Annotated in this window: 16 protein-coding genes; 4 read left to right on the forward strand and 12 right to left on the reverse strand. The window is 37.3% G+C overall.

Features of this window, described 5'->3' with window-relative positions; translation table 11 throughout:
- Positions 1-204: 204 nt before the first annotated feature.
- Together V6R21_RS29550 and V6R21_RS29555 are read right to left on the reverse strand one after the other, a co-directional pair.
- Positions 205-996 (reverse strand): anti-sigma factor, encoded by a 792-nt coding sequence (locus V6R21_RS29550; protein WP_334247098.1) that lies wholly within the window; start codon positions 994-996, stop codon positions 205-207.
- Positions 993-1,526 carry an RNA polymerase sigma factor gene (locus V6R21_RS29555; RefSeq protein WP_334247099.1) on the reverse strand — a complete coding sequence of 178 codons (534 nt, stop codon included), beginning with the start codon at positions 1,524-1,526 and terminating at the stop codon, positions 993-995. The genes V6R21_RS29550 and V6R21_RS29555 overlap by 4 nt, the downstream gene beginning before the upstream one ends.
- Positions 1,527-1,830: 304 nt before the next feature.
- Here V6R21_RS29555 and V6R21_RS29560 point away from each other — a divergent pair, with 304 nt between their 5' ends.
- On the forward strand, positions 1,831-2,508 hold the full coding sequence (locus tag V6R21_RS29560) for a haloacid dehalogenase type II (protein ID WP_334247100.1): 678 nt from the start codon (positions 1,831-1,833) through the stop codon (positions 2,506-2,508).
- 51 nt (positions 2,509-2,559) lie between these two features.
- Complete coding sequence (locus V6R21_RS29565; protein ID WP_334247101.1) at positions 2,560-2,841, forward strand: DUF427 domain-containing protein; 282 nt, start codon at positions 2,560-2,562, stop codon at positions 2,839-2,841.
- Positions 2,842-2,902: 61 nt separating this feature from the next.
- Here V6R21_RS29565 and V6R21_RS29570 read toward each other — a convergent pair whose 3' ends face one another.
- The gene (locus tag V6R21_RS29570; protein WP_334247102.1) at positions 2,903-3,796 is read right to left on the reverse strand and encodes an SDR family oxidoreductase; all 894 of its coding nucleotides are present in this window, start codon (positions 3,794-3,796) and stop codon (positions 2,903-2,905) included.
- Positions 3,797-4,019: 223 nt separating this feature from the next.
- Between V6R21_RS29570 and V6R21_RS29575 the strand changes: the two genes are divergently transcribed.
- Positions 4,020-4,655: a peroxiredoxin gene (locus V6R21_RS29575; RefSeq protein WP_334247103.1), complete on the forward strand. Its 636-nt coding sequence runs from the start codon at positions 4,020-4,022 to the stop codon at positions 4,653-4,655.
- 50 nt (positions 4,656-4,705) lie between these two features.
- Here V6R21_RS29575 and V6R21_RS29580 read toward each other — a convergent pair whose 3' ends face one another.
- The 9 genes from V6R21_RS29580 to V6R21_RS29620 form a co-directional block, all read right to left on the reverse strand.
- A complete protein-coding gene (locus tag V6R21_RS29580; RefSeq protein WP_334247104.1) occupies positions 4,706-5,560 on the reverse strand; it encodes a universal stress protein in 855 nt (284 codons plus the stop codon).
- A 144-nt stretch (positions 5,561-5,704) separates the two neighbouring features.
- Positions 5,705-6,379, reverse strand: coding sequence for an energy transducer TonB (locus V6R21_RS29585; RefSeq protein ID WP_334247105.1), 675 nt, complete (start codon positions 6,377-6,379; stop codon positions 5,705-5,707).
- Between the two features lie 208 nt (positions 6,380-6,587).
- Positions 6,588-6,896, reverse strand: a complete 309-nt coding sequence (locus tag V6R21_RS29590) for a hypothetical protein (protein ID WP_334247106.1) — start codon at positions 6,894-6,896, stop codon at positions 6,588-6,590.
- Between the two features lie 54 nt (positions 6,897-6,950).
- A complete protein-coding gene (locus tag V6R21_RS29595; protein WP_334247107.1) occupies positions 6,951-7,508 on the reverse strand; it encodes an RNA polymerase sigma factor in 558 nt (185 codons plus the stop codon).
- Positions 7,509-7,659: 151 nt separating this feature from the next.
- Complete coding sequence (locus tag V6R21_RS29600) at positions 7,660-8,709, reverse strand: acyltransferase (RefSeq protein ID WP_334247108.1); 1,050 nt, start codon at positions 8,707-8,709, stop codon at positions 7,660-7,662.
- A 12-nt stretch (positions 8,710-8,721) separates the two neighbouring features.
- Complete coding sequence (locus tag V6R21_RS29605) at positions 8,722-9,894, reverse strand: glycosyltransferase family 2 protein (RefSeq protein WP_334247109.1); 1,173 nt, start codon at positions 9,892-9,894, stop codon at positions 8,722-8,724.
- Between the two features lie 26 nt (positions 9,895-9,920).
- The gene (locus V6R21_RS29610; RefSeq protein ID WP_334247110.1) at positions 9,921-11,855 is read right to left on the reverse strand and encodes a T9SS type A sorting domain-containing protein; all 1,935 of its coding nucleotides are present in this window, start codon (positions 11,853-11,855) and stop codon (positions 9,921-9,923) included.
- Positions 11,856-11,933: 78 nt separating this feature from the next.
- Positions 11,934-14,066, reverse strand: coding sequence for a GumC family protein (locus V6R21_RS29615; RefSeq protein WP_334247111.1), 2,133 nt, complete (start codon positions 14,064-14,066; stop codon positions 11,934-11,936).
- A gap of 245 nt (positions 14,067-14,311) precedes the next feature.
- On the reverse strand, positions 14,312-16,984 hold the full coding sequence (locus V6R21_RS29620; RefSeq protein ID WP_334247112.1) for a T9SS type A sorting domain-containing protein: 2,673 nt from the start codon (positions 16,982-16,984) through the stop codon (positions 14,312-14,314).
- Between the two features lie 314 nt (positions 16,985-17,298).
- On the opposite strand from V6R21_RS29620, the gene V6R21_RS29625 reads away from it, so the two are divergent.
- Positions 17,299-18,951 carry a hypothetical protein gene (locus V6R21_RS29625; RefSeq protein ID WP_334247113.1) on the forward strand — a complete coding sequence of 551 codons (1,653 nt, stop codon included), beginning with the start codon at positions 17,299-17,301 and terminating at the stop codon, positions 18,949-18,951.
- Positions 18,952-19,013 lie beyond the last annotated feature (62 nt).

Raw genomic sequence — 19,013 nt, forward strand, 5'->3', positions numbered from 1 at the left:
TTACCCCTGAGGAGTTTTACATCTCAGGGGTTTTGTAGTTTTTGAGAAAGTATAAAGCACAAAAAAGCTTATCACCTTTTTGAGGTAATAAGCTTTCGCAAAGAAAAGATATAGGTCCTTGTTATGATAACAGGTTAGCATAGTATAAGACTAGTGCTCCTTCATTAGAAGTACGGAAAATAGTAGTCAGGTGGATTTTCGGATTTAGCTTTTGTTAGTAGCTACATAACCGATAGCTTTCATTTCTTCTAGAGTAGGGGATTTACTACCTCCTTTTGGTTCTAGGGTTACAGCAAAAGCATCAGCTTCAGCAGTAGAAGGCATAGCCAATAGTTTGTCTTGTCCATAGTCAATGAGTCCGGCATCTTTAGGAGTCTTGCCTGCTATAGCCCATAATTGATACTGCTTGCCTTCAGGAGGGGGAGGTAATTCCTTAAGAGATACAAATACCTTTGTATTATTGGGGTTCCAATAAACTGTCAATTGCTGTTTATGCTCTTGTTCTCCTGTACCGCCAAGTAAGATTCTTTGGTAGGAAGGATCCAATGCTAAAGAAAGGTCATTGCTAGCCTTTTTTAGTCGTTGCGCCATAACGGCTTTTTCAGCCATAAGGTTGTCTACTTGAAGTTGTACATCCTCATACTTGTCCTTGTAGTAAAAGGTGAAATATGTACTCACAGCTAACAGAAGTAATGAGGCAGCTACACTAGCCTTCCACCATACACTTGTGCCTGTTTTTTTTGATTGAATGAGTGGAATGGTTTTCCCTTCTGTGTTTTTGATTTTGGAAAGAATCTGGTGTTTGATATGCTCAGGGGCTTTAACACTGTTCTTTTGACTTATATGTAGGAAGTCTGCTTCTATGCGTTCAATTTCCTGTGCAATGGCAGGATGCTTTTTACGCATTTCCTCTACTTCTTTCATTTCATTTTCGTTCAGGTCTCCTAATACATACAGTTCGAGTATACCTGACGCTATGTAATCTTCTATTTTCAAAGGTCTCCTAGTTTTTTCCTTAACAAATTAACGGCAGTTCTCAAACGAGTTTTTACAGTACCTAACGGAATGTCAAAGTCTTTAGCTAGTTCACGATGACTGTACCCATTGAAATAAACTTTATTTAATACAAATTGCTGTTCTTCAGGAAGCTGCTGGATTAACTTGTCCAGGCCAATAAAGTCGATTTTAGCCTCATTAGGATTTTCATCTACACTGTTATATACGGAAGTTTCCAGCGAGTCGGATTTTGACTGCTGCTTATTTTCTTTTGATCGAAGCTTGTCAATCGAAAGGTTTCGGGCAATTCTAGCCATCCATGTAAAAAGGCGAGATTTTTCAGGGTGATATGAGTCAATATGTTGCCATACTTTTAGAAAGGTATCTTGCAGTACTTCTTCAGCCATAGGTTGTTGTCCTATGATTCTGGTGATAATACCAAAGATAGCATCTCCATAATGATCATACAGATATTGTAAGGCACCAGAATCATGCTCTTTTAACTTTTTAACTAATTCTGCTTCCTGCATAGGGTCTTTAGGCGACAATGTATTAATTATAAATTAGGGTGAACTTTTGCATAGTCTGCTTTCATACTTTAAGCTACAAATAGTTTATTAATAAATGTGAATACAGAAAGGATAATTATTTATCAAATAGAAGAATGGATACTGACCAGATAAGAGGTTATTTTGGGTAGATAATATTTTCAGTTTGGTAAAATTGATGAAAAATAAAACGCTTATAACATAGATTACTTGATTCGTATTGTAGTTTTAAATTTTTACAGTTGTACACCAAATTGTGCATAATAAATCAAAACAATAAGTTGCTATGTCCAAACCTAGAGTTCTTTTTTTTGATGTCAATGAGACATTGCTTGATTTACAGAAAGTCAAAGAATCTGTGACTAAGACATTGAATGGTAGGGCTGAGCTAGTACCGCTTTGGTTTACTACAATGCTTCAGTATTCGTTAGTAAATACGGTGTCAGACAGGTTTGAGGATTTTGGCAGTATTGGTGTTGCTGCCCTTCAGATGGTTGCAGCAGATCACGGTATCTTACTCTCAAAAAAGGAAGCGAGTGAGTCGGTTGCACCAATTGTTAAGTTAACACCTTATGAGGATAGTGCTGAAGGGCTAAAGTTGCTGAAGGATGCAGGTTTTACACTTTGTGCATTGACTAACTCTTCAACTGAAGGGTTAAAGAAGCAGATGGATTACTCAGGCTTAGGGCAGTATTTTGATCATTTGCTTAGCGTAGAAGAAGTAGGATACTATAAGCCACATAGCCATGTTTACCGCTGGGCAATGAGAAAAGTAAGGGTAGCTCCAGAAGCTTCCATGATGATAGCAGCCCATGGTTGGGATGTAGCAGGTGCAATGTGGGCAGGAATGAGAGCTGCTTTTGTTGCAAGACCTCAACATCAGCTATACCCTTTGTCTCAGCCAACAGAAATAGTTGCAGGGGATATTTTGAAAGTGGCAGAAAAAATTATCAACTTGGAGTAAAGGAGTTGTAAATATCTCAGCTTCTGAACTTAACCAAAACCCAATAATCTTATGAAAAAAGCATCATGGAAAGGAAAAGTCATTGCTGAAAGTGACAAAACTGTTGAAGTGGAAGGAGATTTCTATTTTCCTCCGACTTCTATTCATCAAGAGTACTTTGAAAAGTCAGATGAAACCAGTATGTCCCCATCTAAAGGAAAGGCGTCCTATTATAATATTGTGGTTGATGGAGAGAAAAATGAAGCAGCAGCCTGGTATTATGCCCATCCAAAAAGTGAAGCCAAGGACATCAAAAACTATGTAGCGTTTAAGAAAGGAGTTGAAATAGAGTAATATCTTTTAAAGTATATAAGAGAGAAACCCCCGATACATGTAAAATAGTATCGGGGGTTCTTTAATCAGCTTTTACAACTTCTGGTTTGCTGTTGGGTAAGTCCCGCTTTCTAAGCTTTAGAATATTGGCTACCATATTGTTGACAATACGCTTGGGTAGCAGTAGCGGTAACCACCAAGCAGTAAGCTTATCTTTTACGAGTGGATACCTTAAAGCAGGCCTATTCTTTTCTGCAATTTTCACCAATTTTTGACCTACTTGAGCAACAGGCATTCCTGATCTACCTTTTTTGACAAAAAAACGTTTGAAGCTATTTCCTGATTCATAAAAGTCAGTATCAGTATAAGCTTCAAGGTCTATCTCTTCTGCTTTGTCCCATATTTCTGTAATTACTTCTCCAGGCCCAACAACAACAACGTCAATTCCATAAAGCATTAATTCTTGTCTGAGTGAATTGGAGAACCCTTCTACTGCGTGTTTGCTTGCGCAGTACGGGCCAATAAATGGGTAGGATAACTTGCCAGCAGCGGAGCTGATATTGATAATCTTACCAGGCTTAAAAGCGAAATTTCTGGTAGCTCCCAATAGCGGAGCGAAAACCTGCGTAACATGTAACATTCCAATGAGGTTTACCTCCATTTGGAAGCGAAGCTCTTCAGCGGTGATATGTAGTAGAGGACCTGCTACAGCAATGCCTGCATTGTTGATCAGGCAGTCAAGTCCTGCTTTGTTTCCCAGTACTTGTTCTACTTCATTTTTAGCTTCTTTTATTGCAGGAAGGTCAGTGACATCAAAGACTAGTGGATAAAAGTTTTCACCAAGTTTTGAACGAAGGGTGGCGGCATCAGTATCCTTCCTGACACTTCCGAATACACGATATCCTTTTTCAATAAAAGCCTTGGAGGCAGCGAAACCTATACCTGACGAAGTACCAGTGATTAAGATGTTTTTCATATTTAGTTAGTTTAAAAGGTTACAAACAAAGTAATGTAGTTTGAGGTTACTGTATAGCATATTTAAACATACTATAAGTAGGTGAGATTGTGTGAGCCAAAAGGAAAAATAAGCAAATTCTTATTTTACCCTTTGCTGATAATGATATATTTGTTTTAGAAGTTTAAGCCTAGCAACTAGGCAATATATTCCTTAATTATTCATGCTTTAAAACCTAATAACTATGTCGTTACAACTTGGAGACATTGCACCAGACTTTACTGCTCAGACAACAGAAGGTGAGATCAAATTTCATGATTGGTTGGGAGGTGCGTGGTGTGTGTTCTTTTCGCACCCAGCAGACTATACCCCTGTATGTACTACAGAGTTGGGAAGAACAGCCAAACTTAAATCGGAGTTTGATAAGCGTAATGTAAAGGTAGTAGCATTGAGCGTTGATGGACTTGAAGACCACAAGGGCTGGATCAATGATATCAATGAAACGCAGAGTACAACTGTAAACTTTCCGATCATAGCAGATGAGGATAAGAAAGTAGCTAACCTTTATGGTATGCTTCACCCAAATGCCTCTGAGACATTTACAGTACGTTCGGTATTTATCATCGACCCTAATAAGAAAATTAGACTGATGATTACTTATCCTGCCTCGACAGGACGAAACTTTGATGAAATTTTGCGTGTCATAGATTCAATGCAACTGACCGACAATTACAGTGTAGCAACTCCAGTGGATTGGAAAGAAGGTGAAGATGTGGTTGTATCACCATCTATTCCAACTCCTGAAGCCAAAGAGAAATTTTCAAAGGGAGTAAAGGAAATCAAGCCTTACCTGCGAATGACGCCGCAGCCAAACAAGTAATTTTACCAAATTTGCTATATCAGCCCTGTCTAAATATGGATGGGGCTTTTTTATGGCTTCTCAAAAAGTATCAAGACGGGAGTATCGGCTTCATTGGCAATATGTTCAGCAAGACTACCTACTATAAAGTGATAAAACCTTGAATGTGGATGAGAAACCATGATGATCAGGTCGGCATTGATGTTATTAGCAAAGCTGATGATACCATCTTCTTCAGAAAAAGCATTAAAGATGTGAAAATCCCCCTCTTCCAAATCATTTCCTGAAATATATCGGGTAATTGTGGCATTTGTGTCAGGTGTGTTCTCAAATGTAGCAGGGGTAATCACCTTCAGGAGGTTTAATTGTGCCTGATATTGATTACGCCATTTACTAATCATCTCCAATATGTGAGGAGCCGGTTTTTGCTCAAAGTCTGAGGCAAAAACAATTTGTTTTGGGTAGAAATCAGAAAGAGGCGTATTGACCGTCAGTATAGGTACGTGTATATGCCTAATGAGGTGTTGGAGGTGCTTGCCTTCTTGTTCATTGGGATCAGCGGAAGTAATGATGAGGTCAACTTTGTGCTTCTCCACAATTTGTTTGATGGCATTCAAAGGCCTGCCACTGACTGTGTGTGTTATAATATTAGTATCGCTGTACTGCTTTTTGAGTTCCGTAAGATACTCTATAGATGCTTCCTTTAGGGAGGCTGTAAACTTGGCGTATGCCTCTGTATTTTCGAGTTCTTTAAGGGATGTGGTTGAAATAGTACTTCCTTTGAAAAAGCTGAGGTAAGAAGTGTCCAAAATGTGTAGAATATGGATACATGTTGAATCATTGGACGCTAAACTGACAGCTGCTTCTAAAGCTGTATGAGACTCATTATCAAAATCAGTTGCAACGAGTATATTGTTGAAATTCATAACTGTAGCAGGTTGAAAAGTGAATAGAGTTTAAAATAGCAGATTGTCTTTATATAGTAGTTATAGTTTTAAATCTGTTATGCTTTAAAACTCTAATAAAAAATCCCCTACGAAAGTTCGTAAGGGATCCTTATTTTTTGCTGTCTAAGCAGCTATCTTAAAGTAGATTGGTAATACCATTCTTTGTCTGACCGGTCTACCCCTTTGTTTGGCAGGTATCCATTTTGGTGCTTTTTTTAGTACCCTAATCGCTTCTGCATCGCAGTCTTCGTGGATACCTCTTACAACTTGAAGGTCTGTCAGTCGCCCGTCTTTGTCAACGATAAACTGTACATATACTTTTCCTTCAACGCCCATTCTTTTAGGCTGGATAGGGTATTTGATGTGGTCATTTACCCATTTGTAAAAAGCACTTCGTCCACCTTTAGGAACGGCGGCTTCTTCTACTACTTCAAATACTTTGTCTTCTACTATTTCCTCTTGAGGTTCTTCAGCGAGATCGTCAGCTACATATTCTTCTACAATAAAGTCTTCTTCAAACTCAGTAATCTCAAGGTTGATTTCCGCTACAAGTTCTTCGTCTTTTACAGTGACAATTTTAGGCGCCCTGACAGTAGGAGTAGGAGGCTCAATTATCTGTTGTGTAACAGGTGGAAGAGTCAACTCTTCATCTTGTATAGTAATAGTTCCTAGATCAACCAGTGTATTATCATCGTAGGTTTTCCATTCAAAAGCAACTAAGGTGATACCTAAACTGACAGCTAGTCCGACCATTTGAAAGAATGGTCTCCATTGATGAATTGGATTTTGATGAAGCATAACCAAAAGCATTTAATTATAAAAAAGCAGTGAACGTAAATGAGTTTCAGATCTTAAATTTCTGAACTTTTTTATTTCAACATTGAGGCCTTTCAGTTGTATTATTTTATACGCCTTTGGGATTTTTTGGTTGACTTTTAGTGTTAAAAAAACGCTTCAAAAATGAACTTTTTTTAAAAGGTTTTTTAGGTCATAAAAATAAGGTGACTTATGTCGCAGTTCTATCAATTTTTTGAAGAGATTCGATCGTTACCAACGGGTCTGCAAGACCAATTGTTTCGATTCTCTCTTGTCGGTTACGTCTTTCTTTTTCAATTTTTAAAGCAAAAGCAGAAAGGATTGTCAATACAAATACAGCTGCAATCATAGGCATTTTGCGATTGAAGTTATCAATCCAGCGAACTTTGCTTCGTTGTTGCTTATGTCTTGCAATAAGGCTGTCAAAATCCATGTGTTTTTCAATCTCCTTATCTGAAGGCATGGATTGATTTAGTCTGATTTTGTGTCGCTTATTCATTGTATTATTGACTAAAGCGTTATAGGATTTAATTTATAATTTTATTATGAGTCTTCAAAGGTAGCGCTTGGCTAACTTTTTGAGTTTTCCAATTACCCGATGGGTTTTGACTTTTACATTGGCTTCGGAGATATCTAGCATATAGGCTACATCTTTGACTGAACGTTTTTCGAAATAGCGTAGCTCAAGCAGTGATATTTCACTTTCATTCAATTCATTCAGCAGCTGTCCCAACAGCTCCATTTCATCTGTCTCTGGCATCTCGCTATCATCTTCATCAACCAACGTATTAATAATTCCACTTTCTAGAGAAACAACCCTGTCTGTTGTACTTTTTCGGAAATGATCGTTGACCTGATTGGCTGCAATCCTGAAAAGCCATGCTGAAAAGGGAACACCTCTGAATTCATATTTAGGTAGGTTATCCATTGCTTTTAGAAAAACCTGTGACGTTACTTCGGCAGCCATATCTTCAGTACCTACCCGTTTGAAAACGAACAGGAAAATTGCCTTATAGTACTTCTCATACAGGAACCTGAATGCTTCAGGTTGGTGGCGAGCCTTTTCAATGATTGCCATTTCCTGTTTGATGTCTTCTTCGGTTTGGTGCATAGGCTATATCTTTCAGTTGAAAAAATTGCTTTTTCCTTAGTCCATCTCTGTGTTTATTTTCTCTCTTAACGTAGGATAAAGTGTAAGTTACAGGAAACTGGAACAATTTGAACAAAAAAAATCCCTGCTTTTGGCAGGGATGTGCTTGAGATTAGCTACCAATTAGTATTCGACTTTTATCTTTTAGAAGCTTTTTGGTAGTCCAGACCATCATACAACTGGTAATCATTACCATGGAAAATACAACTAAGAAGTAGCTTATACTATAGGTGTTGATATGGAGTATCCTGACTGATATTTTCTGTAGTAGAATTACCAATATAAAGTGGAGGTAGAAAATGCCAAAGCTGTAGTTAGCTAGCAAGTTGGAAAGCCTATAAGGTTGGTTGACAAACTTACTGAATAATGGAACCAAAATAACAGATATCAATGCCATCCGGAAGTGTCCAATATTGAAAACCCATACTCCCTGCTGCCAGATATCTTCCATCCACAAGTAACGATGCCCCGGAATTAAACCTGTAAACTGCCCAATACTTAATATCGCCCATAATGAGAGTAATGTAAAAGTAGTTTGAGTTGGGATTGTTTCCAGCTTTTTTCGAAAATGACTAGCACCCATACCAATAATGTATATAGGCAAGAAGTGGAAAAAGGCTAAAATAGGATCTGTATTCCATGCAGGTCTGAAAGTCATAAATGAAAGACAGATTGGTAGGAGCGCCAGCAGATAGAAGTATTTAGTTTTATCCATCCATAACAATAGTGGACTACATAAGTAAATCAGTACTACCATAGGGATAAACCATAAAGGAACTAGGTGAGTACCTGTTATCAAATAGTATCTTGCTTGCCATACTAAGTTGTGTTCGTAGAAATCAGGAGGAAGGAAAAAACGATCTTCCTGCATCCAAAGCCTGATAGGGATCAGTAGTGCAGAAAGAATAAGATATGGTGTTAGGACAAATTTGAATTTCTTCCATAAATAGTCCGAGAATTTAAAAGGCTTGTTGCTGTTGAGATATTGAAAAAGAAAGCCTGCAATAAATACAAAAACTACTGTTCCATTGTCAAATAAGGTAACAAGGAGTTCTTCAGATATATCACCTTCATTCCAGTTGAGCATATCCCGAACATGTACCCCTACAATCAACAGTATTGCAAGGGCTCGCATATTATGTATGTAGTTTAATTTGCCCATATAGCGTGTGTTTTATGCTTTACGTTTGGCTTTCTCCCATAGTACAGATTGTGATCCTTTGATAAACCTGAAGAAGCCAAGGTATACTGACCAGTTCATGATAAAGAAGTAATAAGGAACGAATAAGCCTTTCACCTCGATAGATTGGTTTTTCAATATTTTACCAATAAGAATAGTGAGATAGAACAGTAGTTGAAGTGTGAGTAAAACTGGGTAAAGGCTATAGTCATTCAATGCTAAAACCAAATTGGAAACCAATACAAATAAAATGGATAGGGGAGCAAGCGTCCACCTTAAAACCCTGTGTGAAAGATACTGGAAGGTTGCCATTCCGTATTTGAACGGGTTCAGTACTTTTGTCAATCTTGTAATTGACTGAATTCCGCCAGCAGATATTCTAACTTTTCGTTTCAGTTCTTCTTCAATATTAGCGGAAGCCGTTTCTATCGCGTATGCATCAGGAACATATTTAACCAATTGTCCTTTCTCAACAATCTTCATGGACATCATAAAGTCATCCAACAAGGTGTCAGCAGGTAAGTCTTCATAATTGGTGGTTCTGATGGAAAAGAGCTCTCCGGCAGCACCTACGACAGTATGTAGCTGAGAATCCCACTTTTTCAGTGTAGACTCATATTTCCAGTAAAATCCTTCTCCAGCAGAACTGGCAGTATCCTCTGATGACTGGAAAATGCGTTTTTCACCAGCAACCGCACCGACATTTGGATTCTGGTAAGGATTTACCAGTAACTTGATGGCATTGTCAGGCAGGGTTGTATTGGCATCAGTAAAAACAGAGATATCCTCTTCAACAATTTTCATTGTTCTCTCAATGGCGGCCATTTTTCCTTTTCTTTCATCCCTATGCAGCAATGTGATTTCAGGGTATTTGGCGATGATTTTTGGCGTATTATCATTTGAGCCATCTGTTACAAAATAGACTTTCAATTTGTCTTTTGGGTAATCCAAAGAAAGGGTATTCTTGATTTTATCCTCGATATAGTCCTCTTCATTGTATGCAGCTACAATGAATGCTACAGATGGATAAAAGTGCTCACTTAAGTTCGGCTTTTTACCAAATGAACGCTTGATTTTGACTAATAAATACAGCACTATCGGGTAGCCAATATAGGTGTAGAACATAATAAATAGCCCTAACCAGAATAGAGTTTCGAGGTAAATCATTTTTAAGGTATTTGTAAGAATAATGATTAGTTAATTGATTGTACGTTGTTATTTTGATGGTAGTAAAAACGTTTCTTTATCACTTTATTTTGGGTCTTTACTTGAAGTAAGTAGCTGCCAGAACTAATTCCAGTAGGGAATGAGACATATCGCTTATCATCACTTCTTTCGGTATCATAATCCATCACTTTTTGTACAAGCCTTCCGATAGGGTCAAGTACTTCTATTGAAAGATATGAGGTGGATTGGGGAGGAGTTAAAGCAAATTTGACAGTTCCATTACCTTGTGTTTTTTCTAAAAAGATTTCGAATTCAGGAATGACTTCTTTTGGCTTTTCAGCAGTTACTACATCAGGCTCTATATTTACTTCACCAATCTGCTTAATAAAAAGGGGAGTACCTCCTAAGACTATTTCAGCAGACTTCAAGGTTGTTACTTTTTCTGTATCCGAAGCATCCCAATACCTGAGTTCAAACATTCCCTTTTTGAAATGTGGTAACCTGTAGTGGTATTCAGGTTCTTCATCGAGGTCAGTAGAAGTCTTAGCCCACAATGCAATGCGGACATTTCCTTCTGAATTACTGAAAGCACCCCCATCAACTTCCTTTGGTAGATTAAGTTCACTTGTGAGCTTCTCATTATAGTTGAAGCCTTTCAGCGAAGAGGTTAATGTTTTAATGGCAATGCCTGAAGGGTTGAGTTTTTGCCTATAAGGTGATGTTCCTCTGAGGGGTTGGAATAGCCCCATTTGTTGGTAAACATCGTCAGCATTGTTTTTATGTCTGGAGTCTGAAAGGTTATAGATATACAGTGCACTTATACCTTCTTTCTGAGCTATAATCATACTTTTGAGCAGGTAGTTGACTTGTGCCATTTCACTACCCAAATTGTCTTTTCCAGACATGACAAATCTTGGTACGTTGGTTTCTGTCACGATCCATGCTTTTTGAGGGTACCTTGACCCAAATCCATAGTTGTTCAGAACTCTTGTAAACTCAGACTTAAAGGATAAAAGGGCTTCAATGGCAGCATCAGAGTGTCTGTTATAAGTAAAACCCAAGAGCTTCCATTTTCGCAGGTAATAATGTGGGTAACAATGAAAGCTGACACAGTCAAAATAAGCACCACCTTCGTATGGAAAGTCCTTAGATTTTTGTCCCTGATTGGGGTTGTCTGTATTTCTTAAAACAGCATCCAAAAAGCTACTATACCCAATTCCTCCCACACATACAAAATCGTCAGGGTAGTATTTTTTGATAACCTCATAACTGATTCTTAAAGCCCTTACATAATGCTGTACAGGTGCACGTAGGTTATGCAGGTCTTTAGGGTTTGGGTCTTTTTCCCACCAGTTGCCAGGTTCCGTAGGTTGTTTTCGAGAGTTGCCAGTGTAATCGAAGTCAGGCTCATTCCATACTTCCCAATACTTGACATATGGACCGTATTTTTGTACAAGCTTGTATACATACAAAGCCATAGGGTTCTGATCGTTTACAGGAGTGCCATTTTCTCCATTATCCCAGATAGGTTCGTACATATTTTTGAACATCTTACTGGACTTCTCATGACCATATGACTTGGGGTCTGTGTGAGAATGACTAGGGTATCCAATGAATGCTGTTATATTGGAAATACCTAACGATTGGTAGCGTTTGAAAGCAGGAACCCGAACATCGTACCCATACTTTTCAAAAAAGTGTTCATACAGGGCTGGTCTAAGAGTATTGAGCCCTAGCCCTTCGATTTTTCTACGTTCGTCACCAGCAATAATTTCAGCCAAGTTCTCATCCTTCCAAGGTGGATAGTACCCCATATTGCTTCCATACCCAAATGATTCGGGTGCAGCAGGAACTTGATCCAATGCTGTCAGCTTTTTTTGTGCAATTGATGGGGCAATAGCAATGAAGTACAAAACTACAATGAGTTTGTAGATCAGTTTAAAACAGTCAGAGCTGTACATTACATTATTAGTTTTGTTAGTTGGGTTTATTTCAGTCTTATCAGAAACATGAACAACGTAAGAGTAGTAGCAAGGACTTTACAGGTTCAAGAAAGAACGGTGTACCTTGTTTAATACTGCACCTAGAATTTTGCTCTTATAAGATTCGTTTAGGCTGTTTAGCCTGTTTGTACTCATTTCAGTCAGGGTCTCATTGGCAGAGAATACCAAAATTACTTTATCACAGAGTGGTACCAACTCTTCAGCATCTGAGTATTTTTCAAGTGCAGCAGTCTCGATTAAAATAATATCGTATTGAGATTTAGCCCAAGACAAAAACTCATTCCATTGGTTGGTGTCAGTGATTTCTAACGGAGACTTCTGACTCTTTTCACACCCGACAATATCGACCAATACATTATCTGTTTTTGTGATAAGATTTTGCAAATAGGAGTTACTGTCTGATGTCTTAATGTCAGCTATAGATGGCTTTGCATTATAGTAGTCAGTAAGCGTATTATTCTTAAGGTTCAGGTCAATTACAAGAACCTTCTTGCCTTTCAGGTTAAAGGAATTGGTCAATGAGTTTACTGTAAAAGTTTTACCAGCTTTATTTTTCAGGCTGCTAACCAATACTGTTTGACTTTCACTTTTGTCGATTTCCAACCTTATTTTTCTGCTGGAGTCAACTAATTGTATATTATTTTTTTCAGACATCTTACTGTTTGCAGTAGGACTGTCAGGAATATGTTTGCTATTTACTTCTACAAAAGAAGTGATATACTTAAAAGGAATGCTGGTACTTAATCTGGTAGGTAGTTTAATAGACATATCCAAAAAGTCATAAGTCACCATACTGAACAATACAATTCCAAGGCTGCCAAATGCTGAGAACAGCAGAAATAGCATTTTTTTAGAAGGCTCCGGTTTGCTTGGAGGGTACGCATAATTGGTCTGCTGAATATTACTTTGCGTTATTAGGTTTTTACTTAGTTCTATATTGTACCTTTTTTCAGTATTCAAGTACTCATCTCTAGCCATATTGACTTCATGCTGTAAAGAGGAGGTCTTTATGTCCTTACTGATATAATTACTGGCTTTATTTCTTAACTCATTGATATTATTCTCAATGGATTCGAGTTTGATTTTGTTGGCTATGCCTTCAAGTTCCAGCTCAGAGATGGCTTCATCTATATTTGTAAGGTTGTCAAGTTGCTCCAATGCTTTATACCTTTCTTTCAGGTACTCTAAAGAGTCTTTAACACTGTCATCACCTCTTACGAGTCTAGCGTTTAGGGTGTTGATTTGCTTTTTAAGGCTTATCAGTGACCTATCCTGGCTTGAAGTTCCTGAAGTGTTATCGTTTATCTTTCTTCTTAGGTTGGACAACTTGATTTCTAAGATCTGATTGTTATTGATCAGTTCATCTCTTTTATGTTTTAAATCACTGATCGTTTTAACAGCATTCTCTTCATTTTCAAGGTCAAGGTTCAGAATGTCTCGACTCTTTTTAATACTCTCAAGCTGCGCACTTTTTTCTTCATATGCTTTTCTCTTTTCTTGCAGTACATTACTGATGATAGTCAGGGACTCCCTTGTTTTTATTGACCTTTGAGATTCGTTGTATTTAATCGCCAAGTCACAAAATTCATTTACTGCAAAAGCAGATAAAGTAGGGCTTTCAGAAGAAAAGTAAACATTGATATAATCAGAATAACTGATTTTTTTAAGGGTCAAGCTTTCACGTAATGAATTGTAGTCATAGCCCATTAGGTTTACAATTTCATTAAATGTAGAGTCTTGTCTGTATGTGTCGTACTGCTTTATTTCAATTTTCTGAAGCTTATCGACAGCATACTTGTATATTTCTTTCAGGCTTTCTTCGCTGATTGGCTTTTCAGATTCTTTGAGGTTTTTTAATCTGAAGGGATCTTCTTCTCCTAAATCATGTGTGATCATTCTATAGGTTAGAAGGTCAAGGATATTGGGAGAGTATAGGGTTTCAATAGCATTGTTGGCCTGTGTGATCACCTCGAAATTTAAAACCCTGTTGTTATCATTTAAGGATACGGTATTATTCTGCACCAATCCCAATGAAAGCTGACCAACAGATTTATATTCCTTTGCAAGATTGAAGGATAAAAAGAAGGCCAATGTAGCTGAAGCAATAGGGGTAGCTATAAGCCACCACTTACGTTTGAGTAAGCTGTGAAATAAAAAGTACAGGTCCATAAAATAGTAAGGTAACTTTTTTGATAGTACGAAAATTGGGTTTTTAGTCTAGCAATAGGACTATATTAATATAATTTTCAATTCACTACAATGAACTTGTATTTTATTTAGAGGTAGTTGTTTTTATTTATCTTCTAAACATCAAATTGTCATATTTTATGTTTATTAAATTATATAGCTAAGGTATAATAGAAAAGGCTACCCTCCATAGGGTAGCCTTTGTGTATATAGGTGTTTATAGATTGTTATTGTTTCAATATTTTGATGTAATCAGTCTTATTGATAGATGAAACTTTCAAAATATATACGCCACTTTCCAATGCTACCAAAGGAATGACCTGTAAGCCATAGTCAACGGCTTCGTAGGTCGTTTTAATTCTTTTTCCATCTAATGAAATCAACTCAAACCCTATAATTTCTTCTTTGGATAGTACAATGAACTGCTCATTGAAAGGGTTCGGGTAAACTTGGAAGAATTTAGATATTTCTTTGTCAGTATTTGGTTGATTCGTGCTTTCAAAGTATGGGTAAATGATTAAGGCATTCAGATAAGCCCTATTATCTTCTGAAGATACTTTAAAGAATATATTACCATACTGGTCTGGTTTAATACCTTCAAAGGTTACAACATCTTTATTCTGATACTGCCCAATACTTTTTGTGGCACCATTAATTTCATACACCACATTTTCTGGGTAATCAAAGGTTGTGGCAGAAAGCAATTGTATATCATAATAGTTACTCGTATCTAAGTCCGCTATATGCATTACTGCTTCCCCTTCGATGTACCTGTAAGTATTGAGTACATTGGCAGGGAATCTGCTATCTTCCTGATAAGAGTTTAGTTGCCAATGCTGTAAAAGATCACCTTGGCTAAGTTTAACATCAATATTGGTCGTATTACCAAGAGAGTCTGTCACATCATAGAGTTCTTGAAGCCAATTTTTATCAAAGTTGTTCCAAGGTGTATTGGCCCGAGTACTGTTTTTGGATGAAGCACTGAAGTTTACAAGTATTGGTGCTTCTTTAGTATTGGTGACCTTTACTGTAATTACATTTGAAGGAGAAGACTTCGTGTCTTCATTGAGAGCCATTACTCTATATTTATACTCTTTGCCTAATTCAACATCACTGTCCATAAATGAATTACTGTTGGCAGTTCCCATTTCAACAAAAGAGGCATTGCTTTCAGCTTTTTCAATTACGTATTCAGTGGCTTGAGCTACAGTATTCCAAGAGAGCTGAAGCTCCAACGGTTCCAGAAATACTTTTCCTGAAAGGTTTTCAGGGCTTTCCAAAGTAAGAGTAGGAGGAGGCGAAGGAGATGATGATGACTTAAGCTCTATCATTAATGGTGAGCCCTGTAAGGTAATTGTATTGCCTTCAAATGTTTTCTCATCTGCCGTAATAGCATGATCCCATTCTTGGACAGTATACTCTGAAACATTCAGATAACTAGGGAAAGTCACATTAGCTGATGATGTTTCACTTTGATCTGTTTTGGTTTTAGCCCATATAACACACTTGTAGTCACCTTCACCATTTGTGAAAACACCTCCGTCAATATTGTCATTATCCATAATGAAACTTGTAGCAGCAGCATCTAGCTTGTAACCATCAAGGAAGGTTAATAGCGTTTTTAAACCTAGTCCTTGGGTCGTCATTTCTGCATCGTAAGGATTGTTACCTTCAATGGGTTTAAAAGAGCCCATCTGTTTGAAAATATCAGTAGACTCTTTTGGTGTTTCCTTATCTGCAAGGTTATAAATGTAGTTAGCAGATATACCCATATTTTGAAAAGCAATCATAGTCTTCATGACAAAGTTTCGCTGTTCTTCAGGAGTTCCTCCAAGTTCTGCACCTGCAGGTGTGAAACGGGGGATATTGGTCTCTGTAACAATCCAGGCCTTTTCAGGAAAGCCCTTACCATAACCATATTTATTCAAAACACTTTCAAAAGTGGCTTTTTCATCTCTTACAATATCAAGAGCGGCGTCTGAGTGTCTAAAGTGATCAAAACCACCTTTTGAGTTATTCCATTTTCTCTGCTTATAGTGTGGGTAAGAGTGGAAGCTGAGACAATCAAAATAAGCACCACCTTTCAGTGGGTATGATTTTGATACTGCACCATTGTTTGGGTTATCAGTATTTCTCAATACGGCATCCAAAAAGCTTACATAACCAATACCTCCTACACACACATAAGAATCAGGATAATAGGTTTTGATGACCTCATAACTGATTCTTAAAGCTCTAATATAATGTTGAATAGGGGCCTGAAGATTTTTCAGGTCACAAGGGTTTGGATCATTGTCCCACCAGTTCCCATCCTGTCCGGACGTTTTGCGGGAGTTAGCAGAGTAACTAAAGTCAGGCTCATTCCACACTTCCCAATATTTGACATATGGTCCATATACTTGGAGCATTTTGTAAAGGTAGAGTGCCATATAGTTGTTTTCGTTGACTGCTGTTCCATTAGCTCCGTTATCCCAAATTGGCTCATACATGTTATCAAACATCTTGGATTGTATGCCGTCGCAGTAAGCGTTCGGATCCATATGCGCATCAGATGGATAACCAATAAATGCAGTCATTCCATTTGCACCTATGTCATGGTAGTGCTGAAAAGTAGAAGCTCTGATTTGGTATCCATATTGTTCCAGAAAATGTTCAGGGAGAGCAGGCCTTAAGCCGTTATAACCAATGCCACTTACCCCTTTTTCAGGGTTTCCTGCAGCTATATCTGCTAGCTGGGCATCGGTCCAAGGTGGATAGTATCCCATATTACTTCCGTAAATAAAGTCTGCGGTTTGGGCAGGCACTTTATCATTAGCAGTATAAGTTACTTGGCTTTTGACGACATGAGTCAAGAGCAAAGCCAGTATCATAACTGGCATTGACAGTATAGAATATCGCATAACTGGTTGTTGATTAGGTATTGAAAGTTATCACTGCAAAATTTTAGCTAACGATTAACGGTTTCTAGCTTAAATAGGGAATGTACCTTACATGTGTGACTTGCATGATATAGGTTAATCTCGATAATGAAGGCGTAATAATGTTCAATTGTATTCTTTTAAAAATTAAAATATATAGTAAAATGTTGGTACATAATTGATAAGGAATTATCTTGATGGCTTCAAAGCAATGATTATACCATAATTTTCTTATTGAAAGACTACTTTTTTAGTACATCCTAATACATAATACAAACCCAAAACTTCTATAGAATATGATTACCAATATTCGCTCAAAAACCATGTTTGAGGTTTTTGAATTTGCATTGATTACAATTATCTGTCTCATTCCTTTGTTGATTACTTTACCTTATCGTATCAATATATTTTTATCGTTTGAAGGAGCATATAGATTGTACTTAGGTCAAATACCATTTAAAGACTTTGGATTGCCTATGGGGCCTGTTTACTGGTTGCTGCCGGCAACATTCTTTAAGTTGTTTGGCCCTAGTTTAAAGACCTTAGTAATTACTCAGGTTTTCATTAATATGCTTTTCCTGTTTGGAGTAAGGTACTTGATGAAGCTTTTTTTATTCGATTCACAACAACGTATAATCAATCTCTTTATCGTGATTATCACTTTTACATTTGTGAATTTCTGGCCTTGGTATAACTACTCTGTATTTGTGTTTCAATTTTTAGGAATGCTGCCTGTTGTTTATCTTCTTCTGACTAATCAGAATACACATGCAGTTTGGGGGAAGTCAATTTGTGTAAGTTTGGCTGTTCTTTTGAATGTTCTGTCATTCTTTACGAAGCAAGATGCTGGAGGGTTAGGCATATGCTTAACATTTTTACTATTTGCGATCTATAGTATCAATCAACGTAGTTATTATTTGTTATTGGGGTATACGGCAGGGGTAGTTGTATTAATTGCGGGTGTGGTATACATATTTATTCCATATGATTTTGGTTACTGGTTTAACTATGGTCAGTTCCCACATAGCTCAAGACTTAGTCCAGTAAAAGCAATGGCAGTACTTTTTGGGGAAAGTACAGCTCACAAAGCGTACCTCTCTATTATTTTAGGATTGAATATCTATTTGTATGTAGATAATAGGAAACGACTGTTCTCTCTACGACATATCATCATTACAATAATAGGAGTATTCTTTGTTATGGAAAGTGTTATTATTGAAGTAACAAGTCCTTTGCCTGAAGAGAACCATATTTACCATCATGGCTTTTTTTGGATTTACATGACTTACTTTTTTCAAGATAAGATCAGGGTTAAAAACTTCTTTGCGCTTTGTGGGGTACTTACTTTGGTGTTTATGGTTATGTCAGCTCCATATTGGGGGTATATCAATAGGTTAGTAGGTTATTCTCAACCAAAAGAGAAAACTGCTCAAATTAAGTATGCTACGTCCCAATGGATATCTTCTCCCAAAACATCTGCATTTTCAGGAGTTACAATGCCTACTAATACATTGGAAGGCATTGAAAAACTGAAAGACCTTCCTATTTGGACAGATTCAGTAAAGGTGTTGAATATGACTGAGCTGACGCCGCTGGCAAAAGAGATGAATTATACACCGATGACAGATCAACCGCTTTGGTATCATGAACGAGTAGGGATTTTTGAGAGAGGGGTTTCTAGGTTAAAAAACAATATTGATGACCAACTTTATGACATAGTTCTCTTTCAGGAAATACAAGGATTAGAGAATTTTTATCCTGAACGATTGCGAGAAGAGTTGAAATCAAAGTATTGTCTCGTGGAGACATTTGAAGCACCAAGGCAGAAGTCTGAAGGAGATTCATTTATTGAGGTATACCTGAGTAGAAAAAACTATCATAATATATATAAAGACGCCTGTTCATCAGAGTACAAGGCCGATGAAAAAATAGTAAGTTTATCTAGATAACTTTAACGAAGTAACAAAGCAAAAAACAAATAGACTTCAAGTAAACCAGCTATCATATTTGT

It is taken from the genome of Limibacter armeniacum (genome assembly GCF_036880985.1).
GTDB lineage: Bacteria > Bacteroidota > Bacteroidia > Cytophagales > Flammeovirgaceae > Limibacter > Limibacter armeniacum.

What these genes read in the sequence shown, in the direction of transcription:
- V6R21_RS29590 (WP_334247106.1), bottom strand. Translation starts at nt 6,896, where the DNA reads ATGAATAAGCGACACAAAATCAGACTAAATCAATCCATGCCTTCAGAT.
- V6R21_RS29565 (WP_334247101.1), top strand. Translation starts at nt 2,560, where the DNA reads ATGAAAAAAGCATCATGGAAAGGAAAAGTCATTGCTGAAAGTGACAAA.
- V6R21_RS29620 (WP_334247112.1), bottom strand. Translation starts at nt 16,984, where the DNA reads ATGCGATATTCTATACTGTCAATGCCAGTTATGATACTGGCTTTGCTC.
- V6R21_RS29570 (WP_334247102.1), bottom strand. Translation starts at nt 3,796, where the DNA reads ATGAAAAACATCTTAATCACTGGTACTTCGTCAGGTATAGGTTTCGCT.
- V6R21_RS29610 (WP_334247110.1), bottom strand. Translation starts at nt 11,855, where the DNA reads ATGTACAGCTCTGACTGTTTTAAACTGATCTACAAACTCATTGTAGTT.
- V6R21_RS29585 (WP_334247105.1), bottom strand. Translation starts at nt 6,379, where the DNA reads ATGCTTCATCAAAATCCAATTCATCAATGGAGACCATTCTTTCAAATG.
- V6R21_RS29560 (WP_334247100.1), top strand. Translation starts at nt 1,831, where the DNA reads ATGTCCAAACCTAGAGTTCTTTTTTTTGATGTCAATGAGACATTGCTT.
- V6R21_RS29575 (WP_334247103.1), top strand. Translation starts at nt 4,020, where the DNA reads ATGTCGTTACAACTTGGAGACATTGCACCAGACTTTACTGCTCAGACA.
- V6R21_RS29600 (WP_334247108.1), bottom strand. Translation starts at nt 8,709, where the DNA reads ATGGGCAAATTAAACTACATACATAATATGCGAGCCCTTGCAATACTG.
- V6R21_RS29595 (WP_334247107.1), bottom strand. Translation starts at nt 7,508, where the DNA reads ATGCACCAAACCGAAGAAGACATCAAACAGGAAATGGCAATCATTGAA.
- V6R21_RS29555 (WP_334247099.1), bottom strand. Translation starts at nt 1,526, where the DNA reads ATGCAGGAAGCAGAATTAGTTAAAAAGTTAAAAGAGCATGATTCTGGT.
- V6R21_RS29625 (WP_334247113.1), top strand. Translation starts at nt 17,299, where the DNA reads ATGATTACCAATATTCGCTCAAAAACCATGTTTGAGGTTTTTGAATTT.
- V6R21_RS29615 (WP_334247111.1), bottom strand. Translation starts at nt 14,066, where the DNA reads ATGGACCTGTACTTTTTATTTCACAGCTTACTCAAACGTAAGTGGTGG.
- V6R21_RS29580 (WP_334247104.1), bottom strand. Translation starts at nt 5,560, where the DNA reads ATGAATTTCAACAATATACTCGTTGCAACTGATTTTGATAATGAGTCT.
- V6R21_RS29605 (WP_334247109.1), bottom strand. Translation starts at nt 9,894, where the DNA reads ATGATTTACCTCGAAACTCTATTCTGGTTAGGGCTATTTATTATGTTC.